Origin of the sequence: Flavobacterium beibuense F44-8 (assembly GCF_000769915.1) — a bacterium.
In the GTDB taxonomy this organism is placed as follows: domain Bacteria; phylum Bacteroidota; class Bacteroidia; order Flavobacteriales; family Flavobacteriaceae; genus Flavobacterium; species Flavobacterium beibuense.
Window position 1 is genome coordinate 94,989 of record NZ_JRLV01000011.1, and the last position, 16,606, is coordinate 111,594.

Sequence of the window (16,606 nt, forward strand, 5' to 3'; positions counted from 1 at the left end):
TAACCGACTCTTTATAATGTGTTATTGTTTTTTTACGTATTTGGTAAGTATCACAATCATTTGTCCCTCTACTTTTCCTTCAATCTGTTCATGATTATCGTGTACAAGCCTAATGTTTCTAACCGCTGTACCAATCTTGGCATTTAGAGATGATCCTTTTACGTCAAGATCTTTAATAAGGGTTACAGTATCGCCATTTTGCAGAATATTTCCGTTACTGTCTTTATGAAGTTGGGCATTAACATCACTTAAATGATCTCCGGTTTCTTTAGCCCATTCCAGGTTATCATCTTCCAGATAAATCATATCCAGAGCATCGGCAGCCCAGCTTTCATTTCTAAATCGGTTAAGCATTCTCCACGACATAACCTGTACGGCAGGTACTTCGCTCCACATTGAAGTAGGAAGTATGTTTTCCCAAAAAGAACCATCAGGCTCTTCCCTTCTTTCAATCTGGTCAACGCATTTTTGTGTAACTAAAATCGTATTGTCAATTCCTTTTTTATGTATAGACTGAACCTCATACATTACAAGGTCGTTTGTAGCACCACTTAATTCACATTGATTACCACTTCGTTGCTGAAGCTGTTCTTCTATTTTCATTATTCTTATTGTTTAGGACTGCAAAAATAGAAATTCCAAACGATTTTGAGGTTTTTGAAAGATTAATTATTAAAAATTTAAAATTTGTTATGAATCCCTAAACTACTTTTTTGAAAAACGAATTCGGTTACCAAAGGTGTAAGTCGCTGTTAATGAGGGTCCATTGTAGCCCCATTTAAAAAATCCGTTAAGTCGTTCTTTTTCTATATCTACACGTATATTTAGTCCGGTATATCCAGCTGTAAGGCTAAAGTTACGGTATATATTGTAGAGTATTGAAAGGTTATAGCTTATTATACGTCCCCTGATGTTATCTATTTTCAATGCCAGATAATTTATATTAGTATACAGTCCGAACTTTGGAGAAAGTACAAATTCCCCCCACGCACCAATATCAGGCAACGGAGCCGTGAAGCTGAAATCATCTTCAACCCCTACCGATCCTATATTGGTATCCAATTGAAGTCCCATATCGCCAAACACAACGTGGGCACCAATAAGGAGTCCTGCTTCATACTTAGGCTTGCTTAAAATGGCATAACTATATGCCAAACGGGCAATATTTGTATCAAAATAAGCCGTAACAGCAGCATCAATAGGATACGTATTATCACCAAACTCTATTTCCCTGTCTAACACATAAGAAGACTCCCTCCTCAGATAAAAGTATTCCAGTACCAGTCTTGATCTTCGTGATATACGCCATTGAAAATCTGCCATGAATGAAGCACTTGTTTTGGTAAAACCCAAATCGTCTTCAAGATCTATGGTAGTCCCCAAATTTCCGTTATTATTACCAACCCTTACCTGAGTATTGTTCAACGGAAAAAAGACACCTAAATTAAGCCTGAAACGCCTTGCATACCAAGCGGGTAAATCATCCTGATAAAACTGAGGCAGTTCCTCCTCTGTTTGTACCGCTATAGTTTCAAGGTAAATTTCACTGTCAACCTGCGCTGATAAAGAAAACCAAACACAGCACATAAAAAATAATAAGGCTCTTTTCATTTTGACAATCGTGTTGGTTAGTACTATTAAAGTTACATAAAAAACAGTAAACCAATATATTAAAAACAAAAAAGATACCCTTAAAAGGTAAGCTTAGTAAAATTCCAGTGTAGCGTATTAAATAATACCAGTTCGTTATTAAGAGTAGACAATCCTGCAATTACCTTAATAGTTTCATGCCCCATCATAGTACCTATTATTCCGGGTAACGTACCTATAACACCATTTAAACTGCAATTTGGCACATCTTCAGGATTAGGAGGTTCGGGGAAAATATCCCTTAGGTTTTTACTACCGTTATGGTTGAATAAAGCCAGTTGCCCCTCGTTTTTAAAAATACTTCCATATACCAACGGCTTGCCCAATTTAACACAGCAATCATTCACTATATAACGGGTAGTAAAATTATCACATCCGTCAACAATCACATCAAAATCAGCCATTAGGTCTTCACAGTTTTCGGCAGTGAGTTTTTCGTTATAAACAATCAGGTTTGTAGCGGGGTTTAACTGCTGTAAAACAGCTTTAGCGGTTTCCGATTTATAACTCCCTACATGAGTTTCATTATACAAAATCTGCCTGTGCAGGTTGTGTAATTCTACCCTGTCAAAATCAACAATACCAAGGGTTCCCACACCTACCGCACTCAAATACTGTAATACCGGGCAGCCCAGCCCGCCTGCACCAATAACCAATACTTTGGCATTAAGTAATTTTTCCTGACCTTCCTCCCCTATTTCCGGCAATTGCATTTGCCTGCCGTAACGTAAAATATTTTGTATTGATATCATTATTCTATTTTAAACAGATGTGTAAGCTCTATCCCAGTCTTTCCAAACAGGCTCATAACCTACTGATTTTATTATGGATGCAATTTGTGCCGGAGTACGTTCGTCACTGGTTTCAAACTGCTCTAACGACTGCTGGTCTACCACATACCCTCCCGGATTAGTTTTAGAACCCGCACTCATACTCGTAGCACCAAGTGCAATTATATTATCCCTAAACTTTTCATTCTCTCTTGTAGAGACTGATATTTCAAGGTCTTCGTTCCAAAGCCTGTAAGCACAAATTAGCTGAACCATATCCCTGTCGTCCATAATGAAATTAGGTTCGATAATACCCTCGGCAGGACGCAGTCTTGGGAAAGAGACCGAATACTTGCTTTGCCAGTATTTTTTTTGAAGATAATCCAAATGCAGTGCGGTAAAAAAACTGTCTATACGCCAGTCTTCCAGTCCCAGTAATACACCAAGTCCTATTTTATGGATACCTGCCGTACCAACCCTGTCGGGCGTTTCCAGCCTGAAATCAAAGTTGGATTTCTTTCCTTTTGGATGGTATTGTTTATATACCTCCTTATGGTAGGTTTCCTGATATACCAGTACCGTATGTACTCCACTTTCATGCAGCGCTTTATACTCCTCTGTACTCAATGGCTGTACCTCAACCGAGATATTGGCAAACTCATTTTTAAGTAGTTTTACAGCGTTTAAAAAATAGTTTATGTTTACGGTATAATTAGCCTCTCCCGTTACCAGTAACACATGCTCAAACCCCTGCTTTTTCAGGGCTTCAGCTTCAATAAGTATTTCTTTGTCGGTAAGGGTTTTTCTTTTTAGCCTGTTGTCAAAACTAAACCCACAGTAAGTACATATATTCTGACATTCGTTACTCAGGTACATAGGGGCATACATCTGTATAGTTTTCCCAAAACGCTTTTGGGTTGACAGCCTGCTTAACTGTGCCATTTGCTCCAGATACGGAGTGGCTGCAGGAGAAATCATAACCAGAAAATCGTTAATATCCTTTCTTGGTTTTGCCAATACCCTCTCCACGTCTCTTGCCTTAACCTGATTTAGCCTACTGCTTATAGTATTCCAGTCGTAGTTTTCAAAAACTTCCTTAAATGTTGTCATCAGTACTATTATTCGTATAAAAATGAAGTAAGCGGACTCGATGCCTGCGCATTTTGTAAAGTACCTGCCAGTTGGGCTTCATATGCCTTTCTTCCGGCAATTACAGCCTCCTTAAAAGCCTCAGCCATCAGTTTTGGGTTTCCTGCTACAGCTATAGCTGTATTTACCAAAACGGCATCGGCACCGATTTCCATTGCCTGTGCAGCATGTGACGGCGCACCTATACCGGCATCTACAACAACAGGTACATTACTTTGTTCCAGTATTATTTCAAGAAAATCGAGTGTTTTCAAACCTTTATTAGTACCAATAGGTGCTCCTAATGGCATTACTGCCGATGTCCCTGCATCTTCAAGACGCTTACACAAAACCGGATCGGCATGAATGTAAGGTAGTATCACAAACCCCAGTTTGGCCAGTTCTTCGGTAGCTTTTAGGGTTTCAATAGGATCAGGTAATAAATATTTGGGATCCGGATGTATTTCCAGTTTCAGCCAGTTGGTTTCGAGTGCTTCCCTTGCCAGTTGAGCAGCAAATATGGCTTCCTTAGCATTTCTGGCACCCGATGTATTAGGCAGTAAATTAATACTGTCATGGTTTAGGCAGGATAGTAAAGCATCTGTATCGGTTTCCCTATCAATACGTTTTAACGCAACAGTTACCAGTTCACTGCCTGATGCCAGTACAGCTTCTTCCATCTGAACATTGGAACCGAATTTTCCTGTTCCTAAAAACAGTCTTGACGTAAAGGTTTTATCTGCTATGGTTAGTGGCTGCATAGTGTATATAGTTGATTTAATAGTTGTTTTTTATTTTCATGTTGGGTAATATACCCTGATAGGGCTACCCCATAAATTCCGGTATTGAGTATGGGCTGAATATCTTCCTGCTGTATTCCGCCAATGGCAAAAACCGGAATGTTTATTTCCATTTCCTGTAGTTGGGTCATAATAGTACTATAGCCTGACAGCCCCAGTACCGGACTCAGTTTCTCCTTAGTTTGGGTAAAACGAAACGGCCCCAGTCCTACATAATTGCACTGTTCTCTATGTCTTTGTAAAACATCTTCCAGCGTATTAGCCGTACCACCTATTATCTTATCTCTTCCAACAATTTTTCTTGCCTGTTCTATTGGCGTATCGGTTAAGCCCAAATGCACTCCGTCAGCACCTGTTGCTTCTACAAGTTCAGGATAGTCATTTATAATAAAAGTGCAGTTGTAGTTTTCGATAAGTTTTTTGGTGGCAATAGCAAGCTTACGCATTTCAGCCTCTGTACCCTTTTTATAACGTAACTGTAACCAGGTACAGCCCGCATCAAGAACCTGCTGTATATTATTAAGCTGTTCGGTTATCGAATTCCCCTGAGATATATACTGAATTTTATCGTACATAATCATTACTTATTTTTAAACATTTTCTAAACTCCTCCATTGGGTTTTCTGCCTGCCAAAAACCTCCCAGCAAAGCAAAATCATCAAACCCTATAGTAAGCAGGGAAGCACAGTTGTTAGCTGTAATTCCCCCCAATGCTACCAGTTTTGTATCAAAAGAAGTACGTTGATTTAACTCTTCTCCCAAATCATTTTTAGACTTATGTCCCGGCTTGGATATACTGTTATACACCGGACTGAAAAAGGCATAATCAAATCGCAATGGTAATTGATTAAAATCAGGCATGTTATGTACCGATGCCGAATATATCATTTCGGCATCGGTTTTTAATTCTTTCAAAATATTTTCAAAACTTTCCCTGTTCCTTTCTGTGAAATGCAGCCTGTTTATATTGTAATCTGACGCTATTTCATAGTTATGGTGCAACACCAGTTTGGAATGGTATTTACTGTCTACACTTTCAATAAGCCTTCTTAATTTAGAAGTATATATTTCGGGCTTCCTGAGGTGCAAAAGCGGTAATCCCTCTTCAAACAGGTTATTAATGGTTTCGGCCTCATTGGCTATACTATGTGTAGGTGTGATTATAATCATGGTTTTACAGATAAATTTCCTTGCCTGTTTCCACAAACTCATCTGACTTCTCTTTCATCCCTTTTTCTGCTACTTCTCTTATCTCCTGAGATATTTTCATGGAGCAGAATTTAGGTCCGCACATAGAGCAAAAGTGTGCCACCTTAGCGCCATCTGCAGGCAGGGTCTCATCATGGAACTCACGTGCGGTATCTGGGTCCAGGGCTAGGTTGAACTGGTCTTCCCATCTAAACTCAAAACGCGCTTTACTCAAAGCATTATCCCTGTATTGTGCCCCGGGATGTCCCTTTGCCAAATCGGCAGCATGGGCAGCAATTTTATAAGTGATCACGCCATCCTTAACGTCTTTTTTGTTAGGTAATCCCAAGTGTTCTTTTGGGGTAACATAACACAGCATAGCAGTACCATACCAACCTATCATGGCAGCACCAATAGCAGATGTAATATGATCATACCCAGGAGCAATATCGGTAGTTAATGGTCCAAGTGTATAAAACGGAGCCTCACCACAATGCGCTAGTTGCTTGTCCATATTCTCTTTAATCATGTGCATTGGTACGTGTCCCGGTCCTTCTATAAATACCTGTACATCATGTTTCCATGCTATTTTTGTAAGTTCACCTAATGTTTCCAGTTCGGCAAATTGGGCAGCATCGTTAGCATCAGCTATAGATCCCGGACGTAATCCGTCACCAAGAGAAAAAGCTACATCATACACTTTCATTATCTCACATATTTCCTCAAAATGAGTATACAGGAAATTTTCCTTGTGATGGAACAAACACCACTTAGCCATAATAGAACCTCCCCTTGATACTATACCTGTAACACGACTGGCTGTTAAATGAATATAACGTAAAAGCACCCCGGCATGAATGGTAAAGTAAGATACTCCCTGTTCTGCCTGCTCGATAAGGGTATCCCTGAAAATTTCCCAGGTAAGGTCTTCAGCCTTTCCTTTTACTTTCTCCAATGCCTGATAAATAGGAACCGTACCGATAGGCACAGGGGAGTTACGTATAATCCATTCTCTTGTTTCGTGAATGTTTTTCCCTGTAGAAAGATCCATTATAGTATCGGCACCCCAGCGGCAGGCCCATACAGCTTTTTCTACCTCTTCTTCAATGCTTGATGTAACAGCGCTATTACCTATATTGGCATTGATTTTCACAAGAAAGTTACGTCCTATAATCATAGGCTCACTCTCAGGGTGGTTTATATTATTTGGAATTACGGCACGTCCGGCAGCTACTTCGCTACGAACAAACTCGGGGGTTATTTTATTTTTTGGGGTATTGGCACCAAAGCTGTTACCCGGGTGCTGCTGGCACAGATTATTGTTTTCCTTTTCGAAAGCTTCCAGTTTTTGATTTTCCCTAATGGCAATGTATTCCATCTCTGGTGTTATTATCCCTTTTTTGGCATAATACAGCTGTGAAACATTCGCTCCCTGTTTTGCTTTTAATGGTTTATGCAGGTACTCAAAACGCAGGTGATCCAAACCTGAATCATTAAGGCGTTCTTTTCCATAATTTGAAGATATTTCAGTCAGTTCCTCCACATCTCCCCTGTCCAGTATCCATTGCTCTCTTATTCGGGGCAGTCCTTTCCTTACATCAATCTCAACATTTTCATCAGTATAAGGCCCTGATGTATCGTAAACCGTAACAGGAGGATTTTTTTCCAAACCGCCGTTTGCCATTCTTGTATCGTTAAGGGTAATTTCCCTCATGGCTACTTTTATAGGATGAATTTGTCCGTCTACATATATTTTTTTTGAATTAGGAAACGGGGTTCTTGATATTTGATGCTCTTTGTTTTCCATAATGATAGTTTTAAAAATTGGGTATAAAGGATTAGCCGCCCTGAGTGGCAGAAATGATTAGGATTTGATGTGAAGGGTGTAACAGAAAAGAATCCCAGTTGGTTTTTGGGATAACGGTATTGTTTATGGCAACAGCAATACCTTTTTGCTTTTGGGGCGACTCAATATCAAGCAATGCCTGAATAGTAAGCGTTTCCTGTGCAAATTGTTTTTTTTGATTGTTAATGAGTAATTCCATTCGCTCACAGTATATTAGGTTAAATAATATACTTTAGGAATGGCTGCAAAAAGTGCATAACGGCACTATTAAGAAGTCATCTTACTTTTCCCTACGCCAGTATGAACTGTATCAGGTTCAGAGGGTAAAATCTCAGCCTGCAAAAGTGCAGACACCCCTAAAGTAGATTACAAATCTATAGTTTTTTTATTAAAACCTACGGTTACCTCTGTTAAAAAAATAAAGCCTCCCTAAACAGGAGGCTTTATTTTTATGAAGTAGGTTTTATTTTTTAATGAGCATGACCACCGCCACCATCACTCTTAATAAGATGGCTTTGAATATAATAAGCACCTTTAAGTACTATTTTGGCATGGTCGTCTATTTTTTGAAGTACGGTAACCTGAGTATACCCTAATTGAGAGGTACCGGTTTTCACCTCTATACGCTGAAAATGGTACATTTCTCCCTCTTCATCATGGTCATGACCAGCATCATGAGAATGCCCTTCCGCAGCATCATGGTTATGCGTATTCTCATCATCATGATGGTGTCCGTCATCATGTGAGTGACCTTCTTTTTCATCATGATGATGTTCCTCTTCCAAAACAAAAATGTACTCTCTGCCGTCTGCTTTTATAATAGCATCATTAGGTAAAGCCTGTACCGTTATTTCTCCAACATCTATAAGTGCATTTACATACATACCTGCTATTAGTTTCTCTCCCTTATTCACAATATCGGCATGAACTGCAACCGACTTAGTATCATTTTCAAATGATTTGCCTATGTTGAATACCTTACCTGTAATCTCTGTATTACTCTGATTGGTAAGTACAAAGCGAACGTTTTGTCCCGGTTTAATTTTATACAGGTCTTTTTCATAAACCAAAAGATCCACATGCAGTTTTGAATTATCTACAATGGTAAGCAGTGGTTTACCAACCTCAGCATTAGCACCAAGTGTGATATTGATTTCAGTAACATGCCCTGAGATTGGCGCCGTAATTGCCATAATGGAATTTACAGAGCTTTTACTCAGGTTAAGCATGCTAAGCTGCTTATCAAGCGAATTGAATTTTGCTTTTTCGATTTCGTAATCCGACTTGGTACGCTGAAATACCTTTTTGGAGTTTACATTCTCTTCGCTTAATATTTTTTGTCTTTCGTATTCCAGTTCAAGGAACTGCAGATTGTTTTTTGCCGTAAGGTAAGCCTCCTGCAAACGGGCAAACTCCGGACTCTCCAACACCGCCAGTACCTGACCTTTTTTAACCTCCTCGCCTTCTATTACCTTGATTGCTGTAACAATCCCCGTCATATGTACCGATACATCAGCCTGATTTTGTGGCGGAAGCTTTGTATATCCATTAGCATTTATTACTTCACTAAGGTTTTTCATGGAATAGGTTCCTAACTCTATATCGGCAGCCTTAAACTGAGCCTCGTTAAGTTCTACCTCCTTAACTCCTGCTGCTTCCTCTTCATGGTTGTGTGCCTCTTCTGTCTGAACATCGTTACTGTGCTCATCATTTGTTTTCTTACCACAGCCTGTAAACAAAAAAGCGGCAGTAAGAGTATAAAGGGCTATATTAAATTGTATCTTTTTCATCTTATGTTACTGATTTAATAGGTATTGCAGGTTAATCACTGCATTGTTGTGGTTGTTAATAGCGTTAATGTAGTTTATCCTGATGTTAAGAGCCGTTTCCAGTCCCTGTACATATTCTACATAAGAAATATCTCCGTTAAGGTACGCCTTAGACGAATTGTTAGAAATCACCTCTGCATTAGGCAACGCCGTAGTAATATAATAATTTACAAGCGACTGGAATGTTTCCAACTGATCCATTTGCTGGGTATACTGGCTGCTTATTTGTTCCTGCAGGTAATCGGCCTGTATTTGTTGCATTTCGGCATTGGTTTTTGCCGCTTTTATCTTAGAGATATTATTACCTGCAAAAATAGGAATACCTACACCTACAGAGAATCCTTGAAACCTTAAAGCTCCGTCATAATTAACCTCTGTACCGTTTACATCCTGCACTCCTCTCATAGACTGGATAAAATAACCCGCTGTAAAATCAGGCCATAATACCGAACTCTCCACTCGTTTATTAGCCTTGGCTATTTCTACCTGTTGTAATGCCAGTTTGATATTAGCATTATCCTTTATACGTGCCGAATCGGTCACCTTAAAGGCAGGCAAAGCAGTGAATGTAGTATCAGCTATCATAAAATCTTCTTTAAGGTTAAGCAATACCTTTAGCTTTGATTTCTCTACTTTAAACATCGCCTCATATTGCAGTATCTGTTGTTCCAGTTCCTGTTGTTTGGCGAGTGCCGTAGTACTTTCCAGCGAACCGGTTTCACCTACCCTGAATTTTAAATCAGATGCCTTCACAAAACGCTGCATGTATTTGTTATGTTCCTGCAATACCTTGTTCAGTTCGTTATAATACAACAGGGCATTCCACGACTGGCGTATATTATATATTACCTGCTGTTTTGTTACACCAAGCCTCATTTCTCCGGCTGTGGCATTTTCGTTTAGCAGTTTACGCTTTGCACCATACTGAAACGGACTAAACGTTTGGGATATGCTAAAATACTTATCTTTTTCATTAGTATTTACCTGCCCAAAGGTACCTGTAACCTGTGTTTTAGGTAAGTCGTAAGCCGTACCTCTTAACTGTACCTGCATTTCACTATCCAGCACTGAAGCCTGTATTCCCTTATTGCTCTCCAGTCCTATTGCTATAGCCTTATTCAGGTCCATTGGCTGGGTTTGTGCATTAACTCCCGTAATGGAAAGCAGTAGTACCAAAACCGTTATAGCTGTATCTTTATGCTTTGATGAAAAACCTTTTTCAAAGTAATAATACAATATTGGCAGTACGATAAGGGTAAGTAAAGTAGCGGTTATAAGTCCGCCAATAACTACCGTTGCCAGTGGTTTTTGTACCTCGGCACCAGCTCCTGTACTCAAAGCCATAGGAAGGAATCCCATTGAAGCTACCGAAGCCGTAAGTATTACAGGGCGTAACCTAACTTTAGTACCTTCTTTAATTCGTTCATAAATATCATCCATACCCTGTTCTTTTAACTGATTAAAGTAAGCTATCAATACAATTCCGTTTAGTACCGCAACACCAAATAAGGCTATAAAACCAACACCTGCCGATATACTGAACGGCATACCGCGAAGCCAAAGGGCAAATACACCTCCAATAGCCGAAAGCGGTATGGCTGTAAATATTAATACCGACTGTTTAACCGATCTGAATGTGAAATACAGCAGAATAAATATTAATCCCAATGCTATTGGTACGGCTACCATAAGGCGTTTGTTAGCCTCTACGAGGTTTTCAAACTGTCCGCCATAAGTGATATAATAACCTGCCGGAAGTTTTAGGTTAGCATCCAGTTTTTCCTGAATTCGGTTAACAACAGATTCCACATCGGCACCACGAACATTAAAACCAACCACAATACGTCTCCTTCCGTCTTCACGGCTTATCTGCATTGGCCCTTCCTCATATTTAATTTCGGCTACCTGACCTAAAGGTATCTGGTTACCCGATGGTAGCGGAATATAAAGTGATTTGATATTGTCTATATCCTGCCTGCTCTCTTCAGAAAGGCGAACCACAAGATCAAAACGTTTCTCTCCCTCATATACCCTGCCTGCGGCTTCTCCGGCAAATCCCATACGGATAGCCCTGTTTAGATCTCCAATGTTTAACCCATATAGTGCTAGCCTGTCCTTATTGTATCTTACGGTTATTTGAGGCAGCCCTGCAACTCTTTCAGCTCTGGCATCGGTTACACCTTCAACACCCTGTATAAGTTGCATTATATCTTCTCCTTTGCTTACAAGCATGTCGATATCCTCACCAAATATCTTGATGGCAACATCGCTTCTAACCCCTGTCATCAGTTCGTTCATACGCATTTGAACCGGTTGGGAAAACTCGGTTATAGCTCCAGGTATATTTTCAAGAACCTCTTCCATTTTTTCCATCAGTTCCTCTTTTGTATCTGCCGATGTCCATTCGTCCCTGTCTTTAAGTATGATCATCATATCTCCTGCTTCAATAGGCATTGGATCGGTAGGGATTTCGGCACTACCAATTTTGGTGACAATCATTTTAATTTCAGGAAAATTAGCTTTAAGGAGTTTCTCAGCTTTAGTGGTCGCCTCCACTTCCTGCGAAAGTGAACTACCCGAAGCTATTATAAGATGAGTAGCTATATCGCCTTCATCCAGCGTAGGGATAAACTCCCCTCCAAGAGAATTGAAAATAAACAGTGTAACTGCAAACAGGGCAACTGCTGCACCTATTATAATTCCTTTTATTTTCAATGCCTTATCTAAAATCGGGCGGTAAAAACCGTATATGGCATTTATAATTTTATCACTAAAGTTAGGAGTGTGCCCCGTTACTTTTTTAAGCACCAGCGAACTCATCATAGGCACATAGGTTAACGACAGTAAAAATGCCCCTAATATGGCAAAGGATACTGTTTGTGCCATTGGCCCGAACATTTTACCCTCGGTACCTACAAGGGCAAGTATAGGTAGGTATACAATAAGTATTATGATTTCTCCAAAAGCAGCACTGCTTCTTATTTTTGAAGACGCCTCATACACCTCAACATTCATCTCATCTGTAGTAAGTACGCCTTTTTTCCTGGCTTCGAGCCTGTGAACAATGGCCTCTACGATAATTACGGCTCCGTCTACAATAATACCGAAGTCAATAGCCCCCAAGCTCATCAGGTTGCCACTCACCCCGAAAATGCGCATCATGGTTATGGCAAAAAGTAATGACAATGGTATTACCGAAGCTACTACAAGCCCTGCGCGCCAGTTACCTAAAAGTAAAACCAGTACAAAAATTACGATTAATGCCCCCTCTATAAGGTTAGTACGTACGGTACCTATGGCATTATCTACCAGTTTTGCCCTGTCTAAAAACGCTTCGATAGCTACACCTTCAGGAAGTGATTTTTTAATCTGCTCCATCTTTTCCTTCACACGTGCAACTACTTCTCCACTGTTTTCGCCTTTAAGCATCATTACCATACCGCTTACCTCTTCGCCGGCACCATCTTTAGTAACAGCACCATAGCGAATACCGCTTCCTATTTTAACTTCGGCAACATCACGCACGAGTATGGGAATACCGTTTTTGTTCTTTATAACTATTTTTTTTATGTCTTCTATACCGCTAACCATACCTATACCCCTAATAAAATAGGCATAAGGTTTTTTATCAATATAGGCACCACCCGTATTTTCGTTATTGGATTCCAATGCGGCAAAAATTTCCGAAAGGGTAACATCCATACTCTTTAGCCTGTCAGGCTCCACAGCAATTTCATACTGCTTTAAAAAGCCTCCCAGTGTATTTACTTCGGCTACCCCAGGCGTACCTGTTAACTGTGGTTTAATAATCCAGTCCTGTATGGTACGAAGCTCGGTAGCATCATATTTATCTTCGTATCCTTTTTCTGGAAATACCACATATTGGTAAATTTCTCCCAGTCCCGTACTAATAGGAGCCATACTTGGAGTACCAAGGCTTTTAGGGATAACGTCCTCTGCTTCCCTTATCCTTTCGGATATCTGGGCACGTGCCCAGTATAAATCCACATCTTCCTCAAATACAACAGTTACAACACTCAACCCAAAACGGCTTATGGAACGTAACTCTACTATATTAGGAATAGACTTTACCGAAAGTTCTATAGGATAGGTTATAAACTGCTCTACGTCCTGCGTGGCAAGTGAGGGCGACGTGGTTATTATTTGTACCTGATTATTAGTAATATCAGGCAGAGCATCGATAGAGAGGTTTTTAAGTGAAAAAACACCTACCACTATTAATGCTAATGTAAAAAGACCAACAATAAACTTATTGTTGATGCTAAAATGAATAATCTTATCTAACATCGATTTACTTTATTACTATAATGATTATAAAACAGCCTTAAAGGTTGGGATAAGGCCATGCTGTTATAGCCGGTTCATCACCGGCACATCATTATACTAATTGGGGCGGCTGCCAGATGGAGCCAAAAAAATCGTGTTTAAGTGACTGATAAAAATTAGAAATAAGCCTATTTCCCTGTTTTGGGATAAAAAGAGAAAATTCTGCAATCTGATGTATAATTACAGCTGCAACACAGCTCCCGCATACACAAAAAGGAGTACAAACTTCTATGCCTATATGGTAATCGTCTGTAGCCTGAATAACCTCTGTAGCCTGTTTACTGTATAAGCTTGCATGCTCGTCACTACACGGTATGAACATCAGTATAAGAAGATATACTGACAGAACCCTCGTTAATATGTGTCTCATGCGCTGCATAGGGGTAAAAGTAAGAAATAATTTTTTTTGACTGAATTAATTATTCTTAAGAATCAATTAATTAAAAAAATCTAAAAAGTCTCTATAACCTCTTTTTGTAACTGGATGGTTGTATCGATATACATATAATAAAAAAGCCTGTAATAATATTACAGACTTAAAAGTAAGTATATTTCTTTAATTTACTCAATATCCTTCACACAACGGAAGCCCACATGCTCCTGCCCACTGTCTTCAGAATTAGCCATGCGGGCATCTGGCCTGTAACTGGAACAATATTGCTCACTACATAAAAAAGAACCTCCCTTAATAACCCTTTTTGGTGTATAAGGCTCATTAGGATCGTAACTGTCTTTAGGCCCTGTAGGGTTACGGCAGCAGCTATCATCTCCTTTTTTGTATGACGAATAAGTATCTGGCCTGTACCAGTCACTGGTTAACTCCCACACATTACCAATCATATCATAAAGTCCGTAAGCATTAGCGGGGAAACTTTTTACCGGAGCTAGTGTATTAAAACCATCGGCATTGGTATTATTATAAGGAAAATCCCCCTGAAAGAAATTGGCCATATATACACCTCCCGGGTTAAGTTCACTACCCCATGCATAATTGGCCTCTTTATTACCGGCTTGAGCTGCATATTCCCATTCGGCTTCAGTAGGTAGTCTTTTACCTGCCCATTCGGCATAAGCCACAGCATCGCCGTAAGCTATCTGGACAACCGGATAATTGTCTTTTCCTTCAATATTGGTATTTGGTCCTTCAGGATGTTTCCAGTTTGCTCCCGGTATCCACGACCACCATGCTGTATAATCATTTAAAGGAACCGGCTTAGATGGCGGTGTAAAAACCAATGAACCCGGTACCAGTAACGAATCATGTGGTTTTGGCGTTCCCGGAGGTAACTGTTTTTTTATATCTTCCCAGTTTATTTCCCTTTCGGCAATTGTTTTATATCCTGTAGCCTTCACAAAAGCTGCAAACTGCGCATTTGTAACCTCAGTTTCATCAATCCAAAACCCTTTAACCTCCGTAAGTACGGCGGGTCCTTCTGTTTGTCGGGAATCGGTATTATTATTACCTAACATAAAACGACCTCCCTTTATCCACACCATTCCTTTTGGGTTTTCGGTAGGTATGGTTTCAGTTAAATTATCACTACTATTTGCTGTAGTATTAACATCAGATAAATCTTCGTTCTGTTTTCCTGCTTCCTTACAGGAAAACAACAGTAAACTTAAAACCGCAATTAAATACTTTGTTTTCATTTATTTGGTGATTTGGTTGGTTCACAAGAAGTAAAGCGAATATTATTTAATTGTATTTAAACAATATTCACTATCTATTTCAAATAAAGTTAAGATTATTTTTTTACTTTCATGAGAGCTTAACAGCATTTTATTCCCTAATTTACTTTTTTTAAGAAAGGGATTGTTAAAAATATTTTTAATTACTTTAGTACTGGACTTGGTTACTTAGCTACAAAAAAGTAATTTTGGTCCATTGTATAACCACAACCAAAACCACATTATGGCGACAATTAACTCATTAGGTGATGTACAGAGATGCATCAAGAACTGGCAATCAATTTTAACAGATGAAACTAAGATAATGAACTGTTTCAATCAAGGAAATGCTATTATTTATGAAAACCATTATAACCTTGCACAACTTGGAAATACTAATATACACGTATACCCCGGTGTAGACAATGACGGAACATTTTATATGTTTTTACTACCGGCCGCACTTGATGTACCAAACACAAGTAGCATAGCATTTAATTCTTTTACTGTGTGCCAGGTACAACCTAACCTTGGTGACTCTAACCAAATACCTGCACAGGAAGCTATTTTAAGAATAGACACATGGAAAAAAGATTATCCTAAATGGACAAAAAATCAAATTGAGAAAAGATCTCTTACAGGTGGTATGTTTGAAGCTTTCCTTATGCCGGCTTCATACATGATTCAGGGAGACAGATACATAACTTACTTAGGCTTACAAACAGATGCTAGTGCAGCTACTGGCTTAACTGCCGATCTTATTACTACAGATACAAAGTATGCTAATGTATATTATGATACAGTAAGACCGGTTCCGCCATATGGACAAGGAGATTTTCATCTACTGTAAGACTCTTATAATATATGACTTTTACTAATTTTTCAGATATTCTTACATACACAGCTCCTGTTTTTTTAAGCATCTCCATTGTTATAGGATTATTCTATTATAAATTTATTAAAAGTGAAATGCGTTTTCTCCTGCTTTATCTGCTAATGTGTCTGTTCATAGACGTCGCAAGCCGTATAGCAGGAGAATACTATAATAACAACCTTATATTTATAGTCATATTCGGTTTTCTTGAGTTATTATTTTTTACTCTATACTATCAAATATACTTTTTTAAAAGAATTGTATGGTCATATGCTTTATCTAGTAGCATAGGACTTGTATATATTGCTTGGGAGATAATTTCCCTATGGAATGTATCTCCTAGTGAATTTCAAACCTACTCCAGAGTGATTAGTGCATTTTTTACTATTACAATGGCTATTAGCTATCTTTTTGAAAAAATTGAAAATAAAGAAAAACAGAATAACCTAATTAAACTAAACTCTGTTTTCATTATTTTTTTCTCCTTACACCTTATATTTTTTCTG

At 39.0% G+C, this 16,606-nt stretch carries 14 protein-coding genes and 1 riboswitch; of the genes, 1 reads left to right on the forward strand and 13 read right to left on the reverse strand.

Annotated features, from left to right (window positions below):
* Nucleotides 1-21: 21 nt before the first annotated feature.
* The 13 genes from Q763_RS11170 to Q763_RS11230 all read right to left on the reverse strand — a co-directional run bounded on the left by Q763_RS11170 (nucleotide 22) and on the right by Q763_RS11230 (nucleotide 15,208).
* Nucleotides 22-603 (reverse strand): PhnA domain-containing protein, encoded by a 582-nt coding sequence (locus Q763_RS11170; RefSeq protein WP_035134250.1) that lies wholly within the window; start codon nucleotides 601-603, stop codon nucleotides 22-24.
* Nucleotides 604-705: 102 nt separating this feature from the next.
* Nucleotides 706-1,611, reverse strand: a complete 906-nt coding sequence (locus Q763_RS11175; RefSeq protein WP_035134252.1) for a hypothetical protein — start codon at nucleotides 1,609-1,611, stop codon at nucleotides 706-708.
* Between the two features lie 80 nt (nucleotides 1,612-1,691).
* On the reverse strand, nucleotides 1,692-2,402 hold the full coding sequence (locus tag Q763_RS11180) for a HesA/MoeB/ThiF family protein (RefSeq protein WP_035134254.1): 711 nt from the start codon (nucleotides 2,400-2,402) through the stop codon (nucleotides 1,692-1,694).
* Nucleotides 2,403-2,411: 9 nt separating this feature from the next.
* Nucleotides 2,412-3,530 (reverse strand): 2-iminoacetate synthase ThiH, encoded by a 1,119-nt coding sequence (gene thiH, locus Q763_RS11185; protein WP_035134256.1) that lies wholly within the window; start codon nucleotides 3,528-3,530, stop codon nucleotides 2,412-2,414.
* An 8-nt stretch (nucleotides 3,531-3,538) separates the two neighbouring features.
* Nucleotides 3,539-4,309 (reverse strand): thiazole synthase, encoded by a 771-nt coding sequence (locus Q763_RS11190; protein ID WP_035134258.1) that lies wholly within the window; start codon nucleotides 4,307-4,309, stop codon nucleotides 3,539-3,541.
* Nucleotides 4,297-4,923: a thiamine phosphate synthase gene (locus tag Q763_RS11195; RefSeq protein WP_035134312.1), complete on the reverse strand. Its 627-nt coding sequence runs from the start codon at nucleotides 4,921-4,923 to the stop codon at nucleotides 4,297-4,299. Before Q763_RS11195 ends, Q763_RS11190 begins: the two co-directional genes overlap by 13 nt.
* Entirely contained in the window at nucleotides 4,913-5,518 is a 606-nt protein-coding gene (locus Q763_RS11200; protein WP_035134260.1) for a thiamine phosphate synthase, read from the reverse strand. Before Q763_RS11200 ends, Q763_RS11195 begins: the two co-directional genes overlap by 11 nt.
* Before the next feature lie 4 nt (nucleotides 5,519-5,522).
* A complete protein-coding gene (thiC, locus tag Q763_RS11205; protein WP_035134262.1) occupies nucleotides 5,523-7,343 on the reverse strand; it encodes a phosphomethylpyrimidine synthase ThiC in 1,821 nt (606 codons plus the stop codon).
* A gap of 31 nt (nucleotides 7,344-7,374) precedes the next feature.
* Nucleotides 7,375-7,581, reverse strand: coding sequence for a sulfur carrier protein ThiS (gene thiS, locus Q763_RS11210; protein WP_035134264.1), 207 nt, complete (start codon nucleotides 7,579-7,581; stop codon nucleotides 7,375-7,377).
* A gap of 71 nt (nucleotides 7,582-7,652) precedes the next feature.
* A riboswitch (TPP riboswitch) is annotated at nucleotides 7,653-7,750 on the reverse strand.
* Between the two features lie 102 nt (nucleotides 7,751-7,852).
* The gene (locus tag Q763_RS11215) at nucleotides 7,853-9,172 is read right to left on the reverse strand and encodes an efflux RND transporter periplasmic adaptor subunit (protein WP_035134266.1); all 1,320 of its coding nucleotides are present in this window, start codon (nucleotides 9,170-9,172) and stop codon (nucleotides 7,853-7,855) included.
* 6 nt (nucleotides 9,173-9,178) lie between these two features.
* Nucleotides 9,179-13,519, reverse strand: coding sequence for a CusA/CzcA family heavy metal efflux RND transporter (locus Q763_RS11220; RefSeq protein ID WP_035134268.1), 4,341 nt, complete (start codon nucleotides 13,517-13,519; stop codon nucleotides 9,179-9,181).
* A 91-nt stretch (nucleotides 13,520-13,610) separates the two neighbouring features.
* A complete protein-coding gene (locus Q763_RS11225; protein WP_157499413.1) occupies nucleotides 13,611-13,928 on the reverse strand; it encodes a DUF6660 family protein in 318 nt (105 codons plus the stop codon).
* A 191-nt stretch (nucleotides 13,929-14,119) separates the two neighbouring features.
* Nucleotides 14,120-15,208 (reverse strand): formylglycine-generating enzyme family protein, encoded by a 1,089-nt coding sequence (locus Q763_RS11230; RefSeq protein ID WP_035134272.1) that lies wholly within the window; start codon nucleotides 15,206-15,208, stop codon nucleotides 14,120-14,122.
* A 262-nt stretch (nucleotides 15,209-15,470) separates the two neighbouring features.
* Here Q763_RS11230 and Q763_RS11235 point away from each other — a divergent pair, with 262 nt between their 5' ends.
* The gene (locus tag Q763_RS11235) at nucleotides 15,471-16,076 is read left to right on the forward strand and encodes a hypothetical protein (RefSeq protein ID WP_035134275.1); all 606 of its coding nucleotides are present in this window, start codon (nucleotides 15,471-15,473) and stop codon (nucleotides 16,074-16,076) included.
* The last annotated feature ends 530 nt before the right edge of the window (nucleotides 16,077-16,606 follow it).

Excerpts from the sequence above, each read along its gene's own strand:
- Q763_RS11215 (WP_035134266.1), bottom strand. The coding sequence starts at position 9,172 with ATGAAAAAGATACAATTTAATATAGCCCTTTATACTCTTACTGCCGCT.
- thiH (WP_035134256.1), bottom strand. The coding sequence starts at position 3,530 with ATGACAACATTTAAGGAAGTTTTTGAAAACTACGACTGGAATACTATA.
- Q763_RS11200 (WP_035134260.1), bottom strand. The coding sequence starts at position 5,518 with ATGATTATAATCACACCTACACATAGTATAGCCAATGAGGCCGAAACC.
- thiC (WP_035134262.1), bottom strand. The coding sequence starts at position 7,343 with ATGGAAAACAAAGAGCATCAAATATCAAGAACCCCGTTTCCTAATTCA.
- Q763_RS11225 (WP_157499413.1), bottom strand. The coding sequence starts at position 13,928 with ATGAGACACATATTAACGAGGGTTCTGTCAGTATATCTTCTTATACTG.
- Q763_RS11175 (WP_035134252.1), bottom strand. The coding sequence starts at position 1,611 with ATGAAAAGAGCCTTATTATTTTTTATGTGCTGTGTTTGGTTTTCTTTA.
- Q763_RS11220 (WP_035134268.1), bottom strand. The coding sequence starts at position 13,519 with ATGTTAGATAAGATTATTCATTTTAGCATCAACAATAAGTTTATTGTT.
- Q763_RS11230 (WP_035134272.1), bottom strand. The coding sequence starts at position 15,208 with ATGAAAACAAAGTATTTAATTGCGGTTTTAAGTTTACTGTTGTTTTCC.
- Q763_RS11180 (WP_035134254.1), bottom strand. The coding sequence starts at position 2,402 with ATGATATCAATACAAAATATTTTACGTTACGGCAGGCAAATGCAATTG.
- Q763_RS11190 (WP_035134258.1), bottom strand. The coding sequence starts at position 4,309 with ATGCAGCCACTAACCATAGCAGATAAAACCTTTACGTCAAGACTGTTT.
- Q763_RS11235 (WP_035134275.1), top strand. The coding sequence starts at position 15,471 with ATGGCGACAATTAACTCATTAGGTGATGTACAGAGATGCATCAAGAAC.
- Q763_RS11170 (WP_035134250.1), bottom strand. The coding sequence starts at position 603 with ATGAAAATAGAAGAACAGCTTCAGCAACGAAGTGGTAATCAATGTGAA.
- Q763_RS11195 (WP_035134312.1), bottom strand. The coding sequence starts at position 4,923 with ATGTACGATAAAATTCAGTATATATCTCAGGGGAATTCGATAACCGAA.
- thiS (WP_035134264.1), bottom strand. The coding sequence starts at position 7,581 with ATGGAATTACTCATTAACAATCAAAAAAAACAATTTGCACAGGAAACG.